The organism is Legionella bononiensis (genome assembly GCF_016786215.1).
In the GTDB taxonomy this organism is placed as follows: Bacteria; Pseudomonadota; Gammaproteobacteria; order Legionellales; family Legionellaceae; genus Legionella; species Legionella bononiensis.
The window spans coordinates 35298-51942 of record NZ_JADOBG010000018.1 but is presented as its reverse complement, the minus strand read 5'-3'; the positions used below and the strand labels follow the sequence as shown (position 1 = coordinate 51942).

The following is a 16645-nucleotide window of genomic DNA, read 5'->3' as shown; positions in this document are numbered from 1 at the left end:
TGACCCATACCCTCAAATCATAATAGTAGCCCGGATGAAGCACAGCGAAATCCGGGAAGCCTATGCGCAGCATAGTACCTTTTTAATCAGTGCTCGCTTCGCGGGACTTCCCGGATTACGTGCTTCGCACTTCATCCAGGCTACTTTTGATTTGACGGCTATAGATCTCAACCTACGCTGCTATTTAATGAACGTTATTAAAAAATAATTAATTCACCATATACGTTTTAAAACATTCCTGGTTTTTAATGCGCGGACTTTTTACCCCATAAAACAAACCGGTTTCCATACTGTCGCATACTTCCTTTTTATTCATGGAATTTAAACATTGCGCCAGATCTGTATTCTTGCAATTGGGGAATATAGCATCTGGAGTTCCCATAGCATGATACTGTTCTGTACCCCAATCATTTAAATCAGTTGTGTAATACGTAATAAAATCTTTTATCTTAAAGTTTTGATCCAAAGAAAACACTTTCAGTCCAGGATTATTATGATGAATACGACTGACACCCGGTGTTGAGTAGTCATAAATATTCGTTCCATCATTTAAATGAATTTTTCTGAACTCATCCATATGCGTATGGGAAGCAAGCAAGGTAATTTGACCATAGCGATGATGATATTTATCCAATAACTGGATAAATCGAGCTAAATAAGCCTCATGCCAAAATGAGGATCCATTGTATGCCGTTCCAGGTGGCACATGCATTGCAATTAATAATTGCTTGGCCTGCTGAGTCTTCAACTGCTGCTCAAGCCAAAAAAGCTGGGTATAAGCATCACGTTGCTGATTTGGGTATTGAGGAATATAAAAGGGCAGCTTAGTAAATTGCACTGTGTTTAAAGCGAATAATATGATCTCTTTATTATCAGGGATTACATAACTGGAATAATAACCGTCTTTCCGCATATGGCTGTCTTCGATTGTTAGTCCCTCACAATGAACACAGGCTCCAGTCCAGTCAGTAGCAAAATTCAATGGGGATTTTCCATCCAGTTCAAAAGGTTGATAATTTCCGCTTAAGGAATCATTATTGCCTGTAATGTAAAACATGGGTTTTGAACTCTGATCTGCTTCAAATAAACCAGAAAATAAGGTCTTCTCATAAAGCTCTTTTTTTGCCGTAACAAATATCGAATGAGTAGGGAGATCACCCAGGTAAAGAATAAAATCTACATTTTTAGTCAACTCTTTAATCCGGTTCAGAGTAATGGCTAAAAACTCATTGCCAGTATCATAACCATCTAATGAAATATTATCGCTACCATAATGAATGTCTGAAACAGTTAAAAAACGAGGGGCGGCAATAACAGAATGAATAATACAGAGGAACAATAAAAAAACCTTAACCATAGAACGCAATTATATCTCTCCAACAATAATGGTGCCGTTAATATACTATGTAACCTATTATATGATGTAGTCCAATCAAAAGGTACTTATCAAATTATTGTTTTTACTCTACATATCAAAAAATAAATAGATTCAGGAAGGTGTGTTAACACCCACAATCAGCATTCACTGACTGCGGGCCATAAGTCAAATTAAATTGCTTCGCGAATTACCCAGGTTCTTCCTTTCTGATCTGCGTTAGCAGGTGTTTGTATCCAAAGCATCATGGGGTTTCCTTTAGGGGAAAAGTCTAATGAATCAGATGACAGGGCGACTGCAAATGGATATTTTCTTCCCAAAGGTTGCAATGCTGACCAAACTCTATTTGCATCGGATTGATTATCGGTAACGATTAACTCATTTCCTCTGTACACCACATTCACTGCTTGACCTTTAAGAGCCAATCGTACCGCGGATTCCAAGCGTCTCCACTTGGCTTGATGGCTTCGCTGTACTGCCCCTTGGGTAGGATTCGACTGAAAATTAATACGATTATGGGGTGCAAAAACTCTGGCAAATGTACTGTTGCCAGGACTTTGTTTCAAAAAATACGTCGTCAGTGCATCCAGTAATGGGCGTCCTGGGCCTGAAGATTTTCCAGGCAATCGATTAATATACATAGCAAAAGCCAAAGTATGGCCATTAACTGTATATAAATATCCGGAAAGGCTGTTCATCCCGGTCATTGTCCCTGTTTTTGCACGAACAAAACCCTGTTGACCTGGCTCCTTAAATCGTTTTTGCAAGGTACCATCCCTGCCTGAAATAGGTAAAGCCGCTATGTATTCATAGGATAATGGAAAACGTTGATACAAAAATTTCAACAAGGAAATTGTTTGTTCAGGAGTAACCAGATTATATCGGGATAAACCAGAACCATCGGTAAAAATTGCATTCGTCAAATCGATGCCAGTCTGTTTTTGCAAAAAGTTCTTGATGACCGGTTGCGCGTCATTCCAGTTGAGCGGGGACCCATTGATTTTAGCAGCAGCATGCAAATAAAGACTGTCAGCATACAAATTATCCGATGGCTTTAACGTATCCGCCATCAATTGGGTAATGGGTTTTGAATATTGTGTGGCAAGCAATAAAGTTCCCGCAGGGGCTTTACCTAATTGTACTTGACCATTTAATTGAATATCTGCTTTTGCCAATTCACTTTTTATCATTCCCTGGGCATACATTAATGGATTTATAATGGCCAGGCGTTGTTGTAAGGCCCATTGTCCTAGACCTACACAACCGCGAACAGTCAAGTGATTGTCTTTGTCCAGAGTGAATCCGACACCGCACCCCTTCTCACTGGCTTTTGTGGTTACCTGATTGTTTAAAACGATTGCTCCGCCACCGTCATCTACTTCAACAATTGCGGGAGAGCCAGTCTGTGCCCCAGGATTTACAGTGACAGTCAGTCGATTGGAATCAATCATCAATGGTGCTATCGGTGCGCCATAACTATAAGATAAATCCGATTTTAGCCAGCCGGGAGGATATGCAGTAACTGAGGCCAGGCTGCTGTCTATTATTACATTACCTTGAATAGAATGTATGTCCCACTCTTTAAGAGAAGTAAGGAGGGAATTTAAATCATCTCGAGTAAATGATGGATCGCCACTCAAATGCAAATAAAGATTTCCATTTAGAACCCCCTGGCTTATTTGTCCAGCACTGGTACTGAGTTGATTTTTAAACCGATAATCCGGTCCCAACGCCATCAGGGTCGCAGCTTCGGAGAACAACTTCATATTACTGGCGGGAATAAATAAACGTTCAGCATTACGTTTGTACAGTGTAGTTCCTGAAGTTAAATCTAATACTACAATTCCAAGATTTACATTAGGATTCAAACGTTTTATTAACTGATCTACGCCTGTTTGGAAACTGGCGCCAGATGATATCGACCATAAGGCCCACAAACAAACGCCAGTTAACGTCCTTTTCATCAATTGTGTTTCCTTAAATAATAAGAGTGAACGATACATTATAATCAACTAATCATATCTCAAGCCCAAGCGCTCCAAAAGCCCTGCAAGTGTATCATTATCAAAAAATTTAACTTTCAACCAACCGCCTTCGGCAGTATCGTTTACAATTTGAACAGGGGCACCGACCTGCTCGGATAAAATAGACTGCAATCGTTCAATATCCCTGTCTTTTTTGGCATTTTTGGGACGTTCTGAATCTTGATTTTTATACTCTTTCACAGCCTGTTCCAGCTGCCGCACCGACCATTGTTCTTCAATCACCTGTTGCGCAAACAGTTCTTGCTGATCGGTATTTAATCCCACTAGAACCCGTGCATGACCTAAAGATAACTGAGATTCACGAATCAGGTTTTTAACGGGTTCCGATAACGTGAGCAATCGTAAAATATTGGCGAGATGACTGCGAGATTTACCAACCAATACCGCTATTTCATCCTGATGATAATGAAATTCATCCATTAAGCGACGATATCCAGTTGCTTCCTCAATTAAATTCAAATCCTGACGTTGGATGTTCTCAATAAGAGTAAGCGCACAGGCTTGTTTATCAGAATACTCTCCCAAAAGACAGGGTACTTCTCTTAATCCGGCTATTTTTGCAGCACGCCAACGTCGTTCACCGGCAATTATCTCATAACGTTGTCTGGCAATGGCGCGAACAATCAAGGGTTCAATTAAACCCTGTGAGGCGATGGATTGAGCTAATTCATTTAAGGAATCAACATTAAAATCCTGTCTGGGTTGATATTGACCCGCATGCAATTGCTCTATGGGTATATAAATAAATTCGGTGTGCATGAGCGCGAAACACTAAAGAAGATTGATTATAATTGTTTCACAAACCAGGCAAGATTAACACTAGACTTTAGCCATTTATGTAAAACAGTAGATAATTGATTATTCTGCTGTAATCACAAGACGTGTTGTGATCACTTTAAGAACAGCACCAACACTCATCACCTTGATGTTAACGTTTTGCCTCGATTACAACAAATAAGAACTAAATTGCAAGATCATGGTGTAATTCGGCTGAATGATCGGTTGTTCTTTCCACTGCGCTGGAAAAGAATCTGATCTTGGAATTATAAGGTTCTGTTTTGACGTCACGTCTTAGTTCCTCAGCAAGTTCCGGATAAGCAGATAATAATACCCGGCTTTGTTTCATTATATGAGTATCCTTGGAGGCTTCTATCATCCTCATATAATATGCTGCGGTTTTCACATCGGATGGTGATCCTGACTTCAATAATAACTCAGTCATGGACAACATGGCATTGGTACACCCACTGGCAGCAGACTGTCTCATCATATTTTTATACTGTGGCGATGTAGGTGCGTATACTTGGGCCAAACGATATAAATTTAAAGGATTTTGTTTCGCCAAAGCTTTCATTTCTGCCATTCGGCTGACTACCTCCTGCTGAAGAGCAGGATTGTCTGGTTTTTTATGTAATTCCTTCACGAGTAGAGAAAAGTCACTACCGATGTTTAATAAACCAACCATAACTCAACCTTTAATTTTAAAAGTTAGTCTCAGAATAAATGCTTAAAATTAAGGCATCATTAAGGGGCAGTTTCTTTACAGTTTTTTTACACCTCGTGACATTTAATGGCTGATTTAATCCATTATTTGTTCAAAACTGATTCATCGTTTAACCTTAGTTTAAGCATCTATAAACTGGATATTTATCAAACATCCCATCGATAATTGAACTCTACAGCCTGAGTTAATAACCCTTTAATATCATGTTGAGCCACGTAAAAATTACTTTCACCAGGTAAACCAGGATTGGATTTAATGAGACTGTTACTTGCTTTAAATTCACTGGTACCCAAAAGTCGATATTGAATCAACAACGAACTATGCGCACTCATGGCACGAGAAATTCCTGCTTTAATTTGCCAGATAAAGGCTGTGCCATATAAAGAAGGACTGAGTTGGCTTGCTGGAGCAGTTTCATATATAGGTGTATTAGGATCATCAACTACAAGTATATTATTAGTCTGTACTCTTCCTGATTTAAGCCAGCTGACCCCAATTCCGCCACCAATAAACGGCGTCCAGTTTGCAAGACTGTTAAAATCGTAAGCAGCATTAGTCAGAAAAGAATATAAGTGGGCTCGAGTAGATACCGTACTGATTGGATTATTAACTTGTTGCGCATAAACCGCTCCGGTAACGCTGTTTTGCTCCATCCAACCATAACTGCCATAACTGTTGCGTTTAATATTCTGATAGAGGAATTCAGTTTCTGCACGCCAATGAGTATTAAAGTGATAACCCGCTGCAACATTAAGATCAAAACCATTTTTAAACTGATTGTTCCAATTTACATTAGGTAGAGAAAACAAGCTTGTTCCAATGGAAGTTGGCGAATACAGAATCGAAGTAGAGTTTTCAGTGAAACTGGTTTTTGTGTCGGAGAATGCAGCCCCTGCTCCCAGATTGATGTAGAATCCCGCATGTACTGTAGAACACCAGATAACAGGGATTAATGGTAACAGGTTTCTAATGGTATAATTCATAATTAAATCCTTTTATATTAATAAAAATCAAGAATCGATTAGTACAAATCAGAACGCATATTTTTGCTTATTTCTTATCATAATACCCCCAGGCAAGATGAAATAACATGTGACCCAGAATTGCTGAAACCAAACCATAGTACCAAAATAAAAAGCCAAAAAGTAACGATTGCCAGAGACTGAGCAATACTAATGAATACAGGAACCGTCTGCTTGCAATGCATCCTGCGGCAATGTACGCGGGAACTTGTCCGACTGCAAAGAGTAAACCACTAAGTATAATAGAAGTAACAATTACGGTATTATTCTTCTGTTTGGCAAACATTAAGCCAAAGTAAGCCACTACATTCATTAGTCCCCATCGTACAATAATTTCTTCAACGACCCCACCATAGAGCACGCAGCCATCGATACCTAAAGCCGCACGCAGTTTTGCCATAATTTGAAAGCTGTGTTCATCCAGGATGGAGCCTACTATTCCATAATAAAACACAAAAAAGATAACGGTACCGACGAGAGTATATAGAAATGTAGGAAATAAAATGGATTGAAATGAATCTAGTCCACCTTTCCCTGCTAAAATGGCCTCCAGCAAAGGGGCATTTAAACCCGTTTGCTCAGATAATACAGATCCGGCAAAACTCATAACAAAAACCATGAGCAACGTTTGCAAAACAGCGAAACGGCTGAACCGTTTTTTTAACACATCGCTATTTTGTGGCAATAAAAAATAAATGAGTCGGGACATGGCAATACTGACGCCAGGAATACACAAACAAAACAAAACAATTATTAGTGGCCAATTAATTATCATTCATTATCCTTAACTTATATTGAACAGCTGAATCGAGCCTAAGGGTTAGAGTCAACTGCTGAATTCAGATTTAACTAATACACTATAAAAAAAACCATCCATATCCTGTTCACCAGGTAAAATCTGCTGGCCATGGCCAGTTTTTCGCCCCCAGGACCAGTTACCCTGTGTCACTTGACAATCAGGATGGGTTGCCACAAATGCCGCAATTTGTTGTTCATTTTCAACAGCAATTACAGAGCAAGTGGCATAAACCATAATACCGCCCGGAGCAAGTAAAGGCCAAAGTGCATTCAACATCGATTGTTGAATTTGGGAAACGGCACGCACCTCTTCACTGGTTCGGAGTAATTTAATGTCAGAATGCCTGCGTATGACCCCTGTCGCGGAACAGGGTGCATCCAAGAGAATACGATCAAAAGGTGTCCCATCCCACCAGGTTTGGGGTAATGACGCATCCCCTTGCAACAAAGTGGCTTTAAGTTTTAATCTATCCAAATTCTCCTGCACTCTCTTCAGTCGTTTTGCATCGACATCCAAAGCGACGCATTGCGCCAGTTCCGGTTCTGATTCTAAAATGTGACAGGTTTTCCCACCCGGTGCGCAACAGGCATCTAACAGTCGCAATTCGGGCTTTAAGGACAACAAAGATACCGCCAGTTGCGCAGCACCATCCTGAACCGATACAACTCCATCAGCAAATCCTGGTAATTGACGAACATCACAGGGAGATACCAATGTTATACCCTGTGGGGCAACGGGATGAGCATTTGCCTCGATACCTGCCTTGGCTAATTCTTTTAAATAGTCTTCAACTGAAGTTGTTCTGACATTGACTCTTAGAGTCATTGGGGGATGTGCGTCATTCGCTTGAGAGACAGCCTGCCATTCATCTGGCCAGTCCGCCTTTAAACGTTGTAGTAACCATTGTGGTTGTCCATATATAAAAACAGGATGAGAGGCCAGCTTGGCTAAAATTTCCTGTTGTTGCCGGCAAAAATTACGCAAGACTGCATTAACTAATCCCTTTGCCCAACCCTTTTTTATTTTTTCAAGCAGCCCTACTGTTTCCTTGACTACGGCATAATCAGGCTTATTCATATAATGCAATTGATAAAGACCTATCAATAAAGCTATCCAGACCTCTATGGACTTTGGTCTTTTGTCTACCAGATAATCGGCTATTAGTTCCAGACGAAAATAATGACGGCAAAACCCAAAACACAGTTCTTTGGTCATTGGCGACACTTCTGCCGAAGCGGGCATCAATTGTGATAAAGAGGATTTTTCTTCCATCAATGCGGTTAAAATCTTTAAAGCATGTAACCGTTCATTATTTTTCATTACAACACTAAACCTACATGCAATTGTGTTTTTCCGGAATTCAACCAATCTGCTATGGAAATAGCTTTTCCTCCAGGAAATTGAATCACCTCAATTAAAATAGCCTTGTTGCCTGTAGCAACCAACATACCTTTCTTATCTATTTGAAGAATGGTACCAGGAGGTTGAGAACTGACTGTTTCGGATAAGTGCGCTTTATGAATACGGAGTATTTCATCCCCAACAAGGGTATACGCAATAGGCCAAGGATAAAACGCTCGAATTCTGCAATCAATCTGGTCGGCGGAATCATGCCAATTGATTCGTGCATCTTCTTTATTGATTTTACCTGCATAGGTGGCTAACTCATTATTTTGAGCTTCAGGATGCGCTTTATGTTCCGCTAACGCGGTCAAAGTCGACAATAAGGGTTGAGCTGACAACTGAGCGAGCTTATCATGCAGACTGCCTGCGGTATCGAACGAAGTAATGGGGCATTCGACCGTAGATAACATATCGCCTGTATCCATACCGACATCCATTTGCATAATGGTTACACCTGACTGCGCATCACCATATAAAATAGCATGTTGAATTGGAGACGCGCCTCTCCATCGTGGCAACAAGGACGCATGTACATTGATGCACCCTAAGCGAGGAATTTCAAGAACGGCTTTTGGCAATATAAGTCCATAAGCAATGACAATCATCACATCCGGTTTTAATGCCGCCAGCTCTGAAATTGTTTCAGGATTTTTAAAATTAAGGGGTTGATAAACTGGAATCTCATGAGCCAGAGCCCACTCCTTTACTGCAGAAGCCTGCAATTTTCGGCCACGGCCCGCAGGTCTGTCAGGTTGGGTGTATACAGCTTTCACCTGATGTGATGATTGGTATAAAGCGTCAAGGCATGGAAGTCCAAATTCAGGCGTACCTGCAAAAACAATCGATAATCCACTCATGATTTGCGTGCTTGCTGACGCTTGAATTTATCCAGTTTTCTACGAGCCATCATTCTTTTTAAAGGGGAGAGTAGATCAACAAACAATTTACCGTTTAAATGATCAATTTCATGCTGCAGACATTCGGCAAGTAAACCTTCACCCGATATTTCAAAAGGCTTACCTAAACGGTCCAACGCTTTTACTGTAACATGTTCTGCTCTGATAACGGTATCATAGGCACCAGGAACTGATAAACAGCCTTCTTCAAATTCTTTCTCGCCATGAGCTGATACTATTTCCGGGTTAATGATAACCATTTGTTGCGTTTTATCTCCGATAATATCAATCACCGACAACCGCAAACTAACCCCGATTTGTGGAGCAGCAAGCCCTACTCCCCGTGCGTGATACATAGTATCAAACATATCGTCAATCAAAGTTTGCAAACCATCATCAAAATTTACAACAGGTTGGGCAATCTTTCTTAAACGTTCATCGGGTAAATAAAGAATCTTTCTAATAGCCATTGCTTATCTGGTTCTCCACATCAAAGTCATGATATTATCTCCCATATAGAGTAATGCTGCAAGATGCCCTGAATCTTGGTCACAAATAAGGAAACTTGGGGAAAAGCCATATTTGCGTGCAAGAGCCAGAAGATGCCAAGGCCTGACAAAGGATTGATACATGAGATATTTGCTCATTTTATTATGTTTTTTATTATCTCCGGTGAACCATGCGTTAAGCCTGAGAGATGACTCTCCCCAACGGTATGTTGTTCAACATGGAGATAGCTTATGGAGCATTGCCAATAAATATCTCAAAAACCCATGGGAATGGAAGTCATTATGGAGGGCCAATCCCAACATCCAAAATCCCAATCGTTTATATCCTGGCGCGGTATTAATTCTGGATTATTATCAAAACCAGCCTTATATAAGAGTGTTGTCCAACGGCACAATCAAGCTTTCACCCAGAGTCCGCGCTCGTCCGGCTGATGAAGCGATACCACCAATACCCTTAGTGGACTTAAAACCATTTTTAGATGAATCATTAGTACTTGATGAAGATGTACTCACCCGCGCGCCCTATGTCGTAGCGTTCATGGGAGAGCACATGTTAGGTGGACAAGGAGATCAAGTCTATGTTAAAGGATTACATCCTTCTCCAGAAATGCCCAAAGGCGGTACGATTGCTTACTCAGTATTTAGGGGTGGAAAAAACTACATCGATCCAATTACCAATGAACTGTTAGGTTATAACGCCAATCTTGTTGGCTACGGTGAATTGGTTGCCGGTGGTGAGCCAGCTACCTTATTACTGACCAACATCCGGGTTGGAATCAAAAAACTGGATAAGGTACTGATCAACAACAGCCCAGAATTTGATATGTACTTCGAGCCCAAAGCACCCTCTCGAAACGTTTCAGGCTATATTATTGAAATGCCTGGTGGCATGCCCTTAGGTAACAGTCAGGTTGCGGTGGGTAGTGTCATCGTCATTAATCTTGGCGCAGTTTCGGGAATAGAGGCGGGTGATGTTCTTGGCATCTACGGTAAAAAAAGGATCATTCGCGATCCCAAGAATCCACTGATTCCAATTAATCTGCCTCCCGAACGGATTGGAGAAGCTTTGGTATTTCGCACATTCACCAAAACCAGTTTTGCTTTAATCGTTCGGTCTACCCGAGCTGTTTACTTAATGGATAGCGTTACGAACCCATGAACAATTTACCTTTTTTACTCGCATTAAACCGGATGAACAAAGTTGGTCCTCGCACTGTAAGGAAACTGCTTCAGCGCTGGCCGGATTTAAAGGAACTGTTTCGTCTCTCAAAACCAGACATGGAAGCAGCTGGCTTACCTTCCGTCTTAGCCCAAACAATTACTGAGTTTGATCTGGATCTGATTCAAGAGGATTTAGCCTGGCAAAATGCGGCATCCGATCATCATTTATTGACCTGGAATTCTCCGGATTACCCTGAGCTATTAAAAGAGATTAGTGATCCTCCCGTAATTTTATATGCAAAAGGCCAGTTATCCGCATTCGATCACCCCAGACTAGCCGTAGTCGGCAGTCGCAATCCATCTATTACCGGAAGTGAAAATGCCAGGAGCTTTGCTAAAGCACTTGCCTCCCATGGAATTACCATAGTCAGTGGATTGGCATTGGGTATTGATGGACAAGCACATACTGGGTGTATTGAAGCACATGGAACAACTATAGCCGTCTTAGGCACTGGAATAGATTGCATCTATCCCCGCCGACATACCAAACTGGCTGAACAAATTACTCAAAATGGTCTGATTTTGAGCGAATTTCCATTAAATAGTCCACCAATCGCTGGACATTTTCCACGCAGAAATCGTATAATAAGCGGTTTATCATTATGCATTCTGGTTGTTGAGGCAGCAATTAGAAGTGGATCTTTAATCACTGCCAAAATGGCATTGGAGCAAAACAGGGATGTATTGGCTATTCCAGGCTCCATCCATAACCCATTAGCCCGAGGCTGTCATTATTTATTACAACAAGGGGCTAAACTGGTGACCTCAGTAACCGATGTACTGGAGGAACTAAGAATTGAATCTCTGCAGTTAACTGCTGATAAATCATTTTTTTCCCTTGCCAGCGGGAATGAAAACCTAGTAAAGTTCATTGGCTTTGAAATGACGAGTATCGATCAAATCATTGTACGTAGTGGATATACTGTCGAACAAGTTACTGGTGAACTTGCAGAATTAGAATTACAAGGTGCTGTTAAGGCCGTACCTGGTGGCTATATAAGGTGTTAATATGAAAGATAACTTATTTGAAATGTTATTGAATTTATTTGAAAAAAGTCTAAATCAACTCCAAAAAAGCCATAAATCCAATGATCAGGGCATACCGGAACTCACAGAAGATGATGAGATATTCGATACAGAAGATCAGGCTTTATTTATTAAAACAGCCCAGGAAAAATCGATACGCATTTTTACTTATGAAGAACAAATGAAATTGACAAAAGCCAGTTATCAATTTCTAATGCGAATGAAATTATGGGGTATAATTGATGTTAATCTGTTTGAATTAATAATCAACCAATTACACAGTTCTGAATCTCGTATAGTCACTTTGCAGGAAACAAAATGGACCATCAGAAACGTTCTGGAAAACCACATGGATGAAGAACATTTGGCTTTTCTTGATCTTGTGCTATACCAAACAGAAGATGAACTAACATTAAATTAAGTATCTTTAATACATAGTCACCAATTATTTATAGTGTCAACGCTTGGTGAACACAAACTACCAATTTTAAGGAAAGGTTTATTTCATATGAGTAAACACCTGGTGATCGTAGAATCGCCTGCTAAAGCCAAAACAATTCAAAAGTATCTGGGTAACGATTATGACGTACTCGCATCCTATGGCCACGTTCGAGATTTGCCTGCACGTAAAGGTTCAGTCAATCCAGATAATCACTTCAATATGACTTATGCACCTATCGAAAAGAATGCACGACATATTGAAACTATAGCCAAGGCACTAAAAAAATCAGACTCATTACTGCTCGCAACTGACCCTGATAGAGAAGGCGAAGCCATATCCTGGCATATATTTGAATTAATGAACGATCGAAATCTGATTAAAGATAAACCTGTACATCGAATTTTCTTTAATGAAATCACCAAATCAGCCATTCAGGATGCCATCAATAATCCACGCACCATTTCCATGGATTTAGTCAATGCGCAACAGGCACGACGTGCACTGGACTATCTGGTTGGTTTTAATTTATCACCCCTGCTTTGGAAAAAAATCCGCCGCGGACTCTCAGCAGGACGAGTACAAAGCCCTGCTCTTCGCCTGATAGTCGAGCGAGAAGAAGAAATTGAACGCTTTATTTCGCAGGAATATTGGAAGATCCTTGCTCAATGCCATCATGCAAATACAGGATTCGAAGCCAGATTAACCCAATATAAAAATGAAAAAGTACAACAATTTACAGTCACTCAGCAAGAACAGGCTCACCAGATAAAAGATGAGTTAATTAAACAGGCTCAAGGTTATTTATCTGTTACTCAGATCGAGAAGAAACAACGTAAACGAAAGCCTTCCCCACCATTTATTACTTCAACCCTACAACAGGAAGCAGCGAGAAAACTGGGATTCACTGCTCGCAAATCAATGATGGTGGCACAGCAGTTATATGAAGGTATCGATATTGGAACAGGTACAGTAGGTCTTATCACCTATATGCGTACCGATTCAGTTAATCTAGCGGCTGAAGCTATAGATGAAGTTCGAGAATATATTACTCAACGCTATGGCGCAGACAATTGCCCTAAAACACCTCGACTATACAAAACAAAATCCAAAAACGCTCAGGAAGCGCATGAAGCAATAAGACCCACTTCGGTTAAACGTTCTCCTGAAATGGTACAGGAAGCATTGACCACCGATCAGTTCAAACTCTACAGCCTAATCTGGAAACGAACCATAGCGTGCCAAATGGAAGATGCGATTATGGATACGGTCGCAGTAGATTTTAGTTGTGGTGAAGGTAATCTGTTCAGGGCGAATGGTTCCACTGTCACATTTCCAGGCTTTCTTACTGTATATGAGGAAGGACGTGATGATTCTAAAGATGATGATAACGAAGGAAGCATACTCCCTCCATTTACAGTGGGTGATCAAGTTAAAATTGTTGATATTGAAGCCAACCAGCATTTTACAGAACCACCTCCACGATATTCCGAAGCGACTCTTGTAAAAGCGCTGGAAGAATATGATATCGGACGGCCTTCCACTTATGCGGCCATTATCCATACCCTGCAACAACGGGAATATGTAGTAGTTGATAAAAAACGTTTTCTGCCAACTGATGTTGGCCGTATAGTCAATCGTTTTTTGACCAGCTATTTTACCCGCTACGTTGACTATAAATTTACAGCAGGCCTTGAAGATACACTTGATGCAGTAGCTCGAGGAGAAAAAGAATGGATCCCCGTATTGGAAGAATTCTGGCAGCCCTTTGTACAACAAATTCAAAATATAGATGAACAGGTGCAGAGGAAAGATGTAACTACTGAAATTTTGGAAGAACTATGCCCAAAATGCCAAAAGCCATTATCAATACGACTTGGTAAACGCGGGCGCTTTATTGGGTGCACTGGTTACCCTGAATGTGATTACACTCAGGATATGGGTGGTCAGGACAGTGAAAAAACAGAACCTGAAATTGTAGAAGGCAGAAATTGCCCTCTTTGTTCCAGTGTTTTGCATATTAAAACCGGACGCTATGGTCGATTTATTGGATGCAGCAATTACCCTCAATGCAAGCATATGGAGCCTCTGGAAAAACCGGCTGATACTGGCGTTGTCTGCCCTAAATGCAATCAAGCCAAAATTCTGCAGAGAAAATCCAGGAAAGGAAAAATTTTCTATTCCTGCGGAGACTATCCCAAATGCGATTATGCTTTGTGGAATGAACCCATTGATAAACCCTGCCCTCAGTGTGCATGGCCTATACTTACTGTAAAAGAAAGCAAAAAATTTGGTCGTCAAATTTTATGCCCACGCGAAGGTTGTGGATATTCCCATAAGGAAGAATAGAGACTGGGATTTTTTCGCAAAAACAGGACTTACGAAAAAAGCCCAAGGTCGAGGCAAAAATTTCTTTTAACGAAGAGATTGGGAGATTTTTCATAAGTCCTGTATAAGGAATGCACATGTTTAGGGAACTAATAAACACCATACCATTTAACCTGTTAGTCATTTTGTTAATGTTGTTGTTTATGTGTATTACTTATATTTTTTCACGTATTTCAACTCCCTGGTTTCATATTTCTGCTGATACAGAACATGTAAAATTAACGAATACACTAATGGGTATATTGGCCAGTGGTTTTTTTGTTTTGCTTGCATTCATTATTATTAACACATGGAATTACCAGCAGGAAGCCAGGAATGCCGCGTCTAAAGAGGCCTATTATCTGGCAGTTATGCTTAGAAATATCGCCGCGTTTCCTCCCAAATATCAGCAAGAACTCAAACAAAGTATCATTAATTATACAGTCCACGTCCGAGTTGATGAATGGAATTCCATGCGTCATGGACAGGAAAGTCCTGCGGCATGGAAGAGCCTGGACAAACTGTATACTCAGATACAAAATTTACCGGCAAGTACTTACCAGGATCAACTTTATCATTCCTTGGTGACCACAAACGTGAACAATATTCTAATGAGCCGCAGGGACAGACTTAGTAAAATTGACAGTATTATCCCTAAAACCTTAATCAATACTGTATTTGCATACTCCATATTTTTGGCCATGATAGTGGGTTTGATTCGAGGGAAAGACAACATCATTAATCTGACACCAATACTTCTTTTTTCTGGCTTATTGGGTTTAAATTTAGCTCTGGCGCTTAATTTTGATTACCCTTATTCGGGAGAAATTAATGTAACCAATATCGATTATTATAAGGGAGCTTTGAGTGAGTTCCCTGATAAAACGACCGATTAGATTAAACCGATATAAGACAGTAGAGTGCGCCAGTGAGGTCAGGAAGTAGTATTCCCAACGCTCATTTATGGCAATTATTGAGGTTCATTCATCAACTGTTCAATGTAACGTCTACAGGTTAATGGATGATGTAAAAAATTGATTAAATGGCGTGTTCCACCTGTCCCAGTAATTACCAAAGAGCCGTATCGCAAAATACTTCCTAAAATGGATTGACGGATGTCTATGGTTTCAATTTTACTCAATGGGATGTCAACTGTCTGCCTGACTATAATTCCGGTTCGTAAAATAACCTGTTTTCTTTTAATTGTTATGGAAGAAAAATAGAAGGTAACCCAGGTCATCAAAATCCAAATTAATGCAAATACTACCAGGATGAGGCTAACTTGTCGCAATTGGACAATGTACACATAAAGTGCAATAGCTATTCCCAAACCCAGTATGGGTCCAAAAAATATAACCCAATGCAATCGGGTAAAGTAGATAACATTACTCTCTGTATTTGTCTCAGCCATTACACACCTTCATTTATGCTCTGAAAATAAACGACGCGATTGATAGTCTTTTGCTATTCTACACATAAAACAGTTTATTTAGCGATAGTTCCGTTCTTTATGTTACTATCAAACATAATGGGAATACAGTTTTGCTTAAGATCATTTTGAGAATAAATATATGCGTTCTATTAGTCGATGCCTGAATAAACAGCTTCTGGACATATGCCAGCGCTCAATGCAGCTGGAAGAACTGTCCAACAAGGTATCCCAAATCCTTCCTGAAAATTTAGCCTCTGTATGTCATGTTGGCAGTTTTTCAAAAGGTTGTCTTGTTCTGACCACATCCAGTTCAGCCTGGGCATCACAATTACGCTATGCCATCCCCGAACTACGCGACAAGTTAAGAAAAGAAGCCGGTATGTACCAACTCTCATCGATAAAAATTCAATTGGTTGAACCTGCCGTTCAATACACAAAACCACAGAACTCCTCTCATGAGTTAACGGAGAAAGCCAAAGCCTCAATCATTCGTGAAAGCGAACAATGTTCCTATCAACCCTTGCGAAAAGCCTTGCTTCACCTTGCCAATGGCGAAGAAGAAATTTAATCCTACCTTATTCTTATTCACAAACCTTCTTCCTAATT

The 16645-nt window shown here is 40.3% G+C and carries 17 protein-coding genes; 7 read left to right on the top strand and 10 right to left on the bottom strand.

All coding sequences use genetic code 11. The features are described from left to right. On the top strand, positions 1-208 hold a 208-nt coding region (locus tag IZU94_RS11450), incomplete at its 5' end, for a hypothetical protein (RefSeq protein ID WP_238400701.1). Here IZU94_RS11450 and IZU94_RS11445 read toward each other — a convergent pair. The 9 genes from IZU94_RS11445 to def form a co-directional block, all read right to left on the bottom strand. Continuing rightward, entirely contained in the window at positions 209-1357 is a 1149-nt protein-coding gene (locus IZU94_RS11445) for a metallophosphoesterase (RefSeq protein ID WP_203110739.1), read from the bottom strand. 191 nt (positions 1358-1548) lie between these two features. Continuing rightward, positions 1549-3339: a D-alanyl-D-alanine carboxypeptidase/D-alanyl-D-alanine endopeptidase gene (gene dacB / locus IZU94_RS11440; RefSeq protein ID WP_203110738.1), complete on the bottom strand. Its 1791-nt coding sequence runs from the start codon at positions 3337-3339 to the stop codon at positions 1549-1551. 48 nt (positions 3340-3387) lie between these two features. After that, positions 3388-4179: a ParB/RepB/Spo0J family partition protein gene (locus IZU94_RS11435; RefSeq protein ID WP_203110737.1), complete on the bottom strand. Its 792-nt coding sequence runs from the start codon at positions 4177-4179 to the stop codon at positions 3388-3390. A gap of 202 nt (positions 4180-4381) precedes the next feature. Then, positions 4382-4885 (bottom strand): type IV secretion protein Dot, encoded by a 504-nt coding sequence (locus IZU94_RS11430; RefSeq protein WP_203110736.1) that lies wholly within the window; start codon positions 4883-4885, stop codon positions 4382-4384. A gap of 185 nt (positions 4886-5070) precedes the next feature. Continuing rightward, complete coding sequence (locus tag IZU94_RS11425; RefSeq protein WP_203110735.1) at positions 5071-5907, bottom strand: outer membrane protein; 837 nt, start codon at positions 5905-5907, stop codon at positions 5071-5073. Between the two features lie 67 nt (positions 5908-5974). Then, positions 5975-6721 (bottom strand): CPBP family glutamic-type intramembrane protease, encoded by a 747-nt coding sequence (locus IZU94_RS11420; RefSeq protein WP_203110734.1) that lies wholly within the window; start codon positions 6719-6721, stop codon positions 5975-5977. Between the two features lie 51 nt (positions 6722-6772). Next, positions 6773-8065, bottom strand: a complete 1293-nt coding sequence (gene rsmB, locus IZU94_RS11415) for a 16S rRNA (cytosine(967)-C(5))-methyltransferase RsmB (RefSeq protein WP_203110733.1) — start codon at positions 8063-8065, stop codon at positions 6773-6775. After that, a complete protein-coding gene (gene fmt / locus IZU94_RS11410) occupies positions 8065-9006 on the bottom strand; it encodes a methionyl-tRNA formyltransferase (protein ID WP_203110731.1) in 942 nt (313 codons plus the stop codon). The genes rsmB and fmt overlap by 1 nt, the downstream gene beginning before the upstream one ends. Beyond that, positions 9003-9515 (bottom strand): peptide deformylase, encoded by a 513-nt coding sequence (gene def / locus IZU94_RS11405; RefSeq protein ID WP_203110729.1) that lies wholly within the window; start codon positions 9513-9515, stop codon positions 9003-9005. Before def ends, fmt begins: the two co-directional genes overlap by 4 nt. 160 nt (positions 9516-9675) lie before the next feature. Between def and IZU94_RS11400 the strand changes: the two genes are divergently transcribed. The 5 genes from IZU94_RS11400 to IZU94_RS11380 all read left to right on the top strand — a co-directional run bounded on the left by IZU94_RS11400 (position 9676) and on the right by IZU94_RS11380 (position 15503). Next, positions 9676-10713: a LysM peptidoglycan-binding domain-containing protein gene (locus tag IZU94_RS11400; RefSeq protein WP_203110727.1), complete on the top strand. Its 1038-nt coding sequence runs from the start codon at positions 9676-9678 to the stop codon at positions 10711-10713. Beyond that, complete coding sequence (gene dprA, locus IZU94_RS11395; protein ID WP_203110724.1) at positions 10710-11783, top strand: DNA-processing protein DprA; 1074 nt, start codon at positions 10710-10712, stop codon at positions 11781-11783. Before IZU94_RS11400 ends, dprA begins: the two co-directional genes overlap by 4 nt. A gap of 1 nt (position 11784) precedes the next feature. Continuing rightward, positions 11785-12222, top strand: a complete 438-nt coding sequence (locus IZU94_RS11390; protein ID WP_203110723.1) for a DUF494 family protein — start codon at positions 11785-11787, stop codon at positions 12220-12222. A gap of 87 nt (positions 12223-12309) precedes the next feature. Then, on the top strand, positions 12310-14589 hold the full coding sequence (topA, locus tag IZU94_RS11385) for a type I DNA topoisomerase (RefSeq protein WP_203110722.1): 2280 nt from the start codon (positions 12310-12312) through the stop codon (positions 14587-14589). A 116-nt stretch (positions 14590-14705) separates the two neighbouring features. Continuing rightward, positions 14706-15503: a bestrophin-like domain gene (locus IZU94_RS11380; RefSeq protein WP_203110721.1), complete on the top strand. Its 798-nt coding sequence runs from the start codon at positions 14706-14708 to the stop codon at positions 15501-15503. A 74-nt stretch (positions 15504-15577) separates the two neighbouring features. On the opposite strand, the gene IZU94_RS11375 is transcribed toward IZU94_RS11380, so the two are convergent. Continuing rightward, positions 15578-16018: a PH domain-containing protein gene (locus IZU94_RS11375; protein WP_203110720.1), complete on the bottom strand. Its 441-nt coding sequence runs from the start codon at positions 16016-16018 to the stop codon at positions 15578-15580. Positions 16019-16178: 160 nt separating this feature from the next. Here IZU94_RS11375 and IZU94_RS11370 point away from each other — a divergent pair, with 160 nt between their 5' ends. After that, positions 16179-16607 carry a DciA family protein gene (locus IZU94_RS11370; RefSeq protein ID WP_203110719.1) on the top strand — a complete coding sequence of 143 codons (429 nt, stop codon included), beginning with the start codon at positions 16179-16181 and terminating at the stop codon, positions 16605-16607. Positions 16608-16645 lie beyond the last annotated feature (38 nt).

Coding starts and splice junctions, on each gene's coding strand:
- IZU94_RS11445 (WP_203110739.1), bottom strand. CDS start 1,357: ATGGTTAAGGTTTTTTTATTGTTCCTCTGTATTATTCATTCTGTTATT.
- dacB (WP_203110738.1), bottom strand. CDS start 3,339: ATGAAAAGGACGTTAACTGGCGTTTGTTTGTGGGCCTTATGGTCGATA.
- IZU94_RS11435 (WP_203110737.1), bottom strand. CDS start 4,179: ATGCACACCGAATTTATTTATATACCCATAGAGCAATTGCATGCGGGT.
- IZU94_RS11430 (WP_203110736.1), bottom strand. CDS start 4,885: ATGGTTGGTTTATTAAACATCGGTAGTGACTTTTCTCTACTCGTGAAG.
- IZU94_RS11425 (WP_203110735.1), bottom strand. CDS start 5,907: ATGAATTATACCATTAGAAACCTGTTACCATTAATCCCTGTTATCTGG.
- IZU94_RS11420 (WP_203110734.1), bottom strand. CDS start 6,721: ATGATAATTAATTGGCCACTAATAATTGTTTTGTTTTGTTTGTGTATT.
- rsmB (WP_203110733.1), bottom strand. CDS start 8,065: ATGAAAAATAATGAACGGTTACATGCTTTAAAGATTTTAACCGCATTG.
- fmt (WP_203110731.1), bottom strand. CDS start 9,006: ATGAGTGGATTATCGATTGTTTTTGCAGGTACGCCTGAATTTGGACTT.
- def (WP_203110729.1), bottom strand. CDS start 9,515: ATGGCTATTAGAAAGATTCTTTATTTACCCGATGAACGTTTAAGAAAG.
- IZU94_RS11400 (WP_203110727.1), top strand. CDS start 9,676: ATGAGATATTTGCTCATTTTATTATGTTTTTTATTATCTCCGGTGAAC.
- dprA (WP_203110724.1), top strand. CDS start 10,710: ATGAACAATTTACCTTTTTTACTCGCATTAAACCGGATGAACAAAGTT.
- IZU94_RS11390 (WP_203110723.1), top strand. CDS start 11,785: ATGAAAGATAACTTATTTGAAATGTTATTGAATTTATTTGAAAAAAGT.
- topA (WP_203110722.1), top strand. CDS start 12,310: ATGAGTAAACACCTGGTGATCGTAGAATCGCCTGCTAAAGCCAAAACA.
- IZU94_RS11380 (WP_203110721.1), top strand. CDS start 14,706: ATGTTTAGGGAACTAATAAACACCATACCATTTAACCTGTTAGTCATT.
- IZU94_RS11375 (WP_203110720.1), bottom strand. CDS start 16,018: ATGGCTGAGACAAATACAGAGAGTAATGTTATCTACTTTACCCGATTG.
- IZU94_RS11370 (WP_203110719.1), top strand. CDS start 16,179: ATGCGTTCTATTAGTCGATGCCTGAATAAACAGCTTCTGGACATATGC.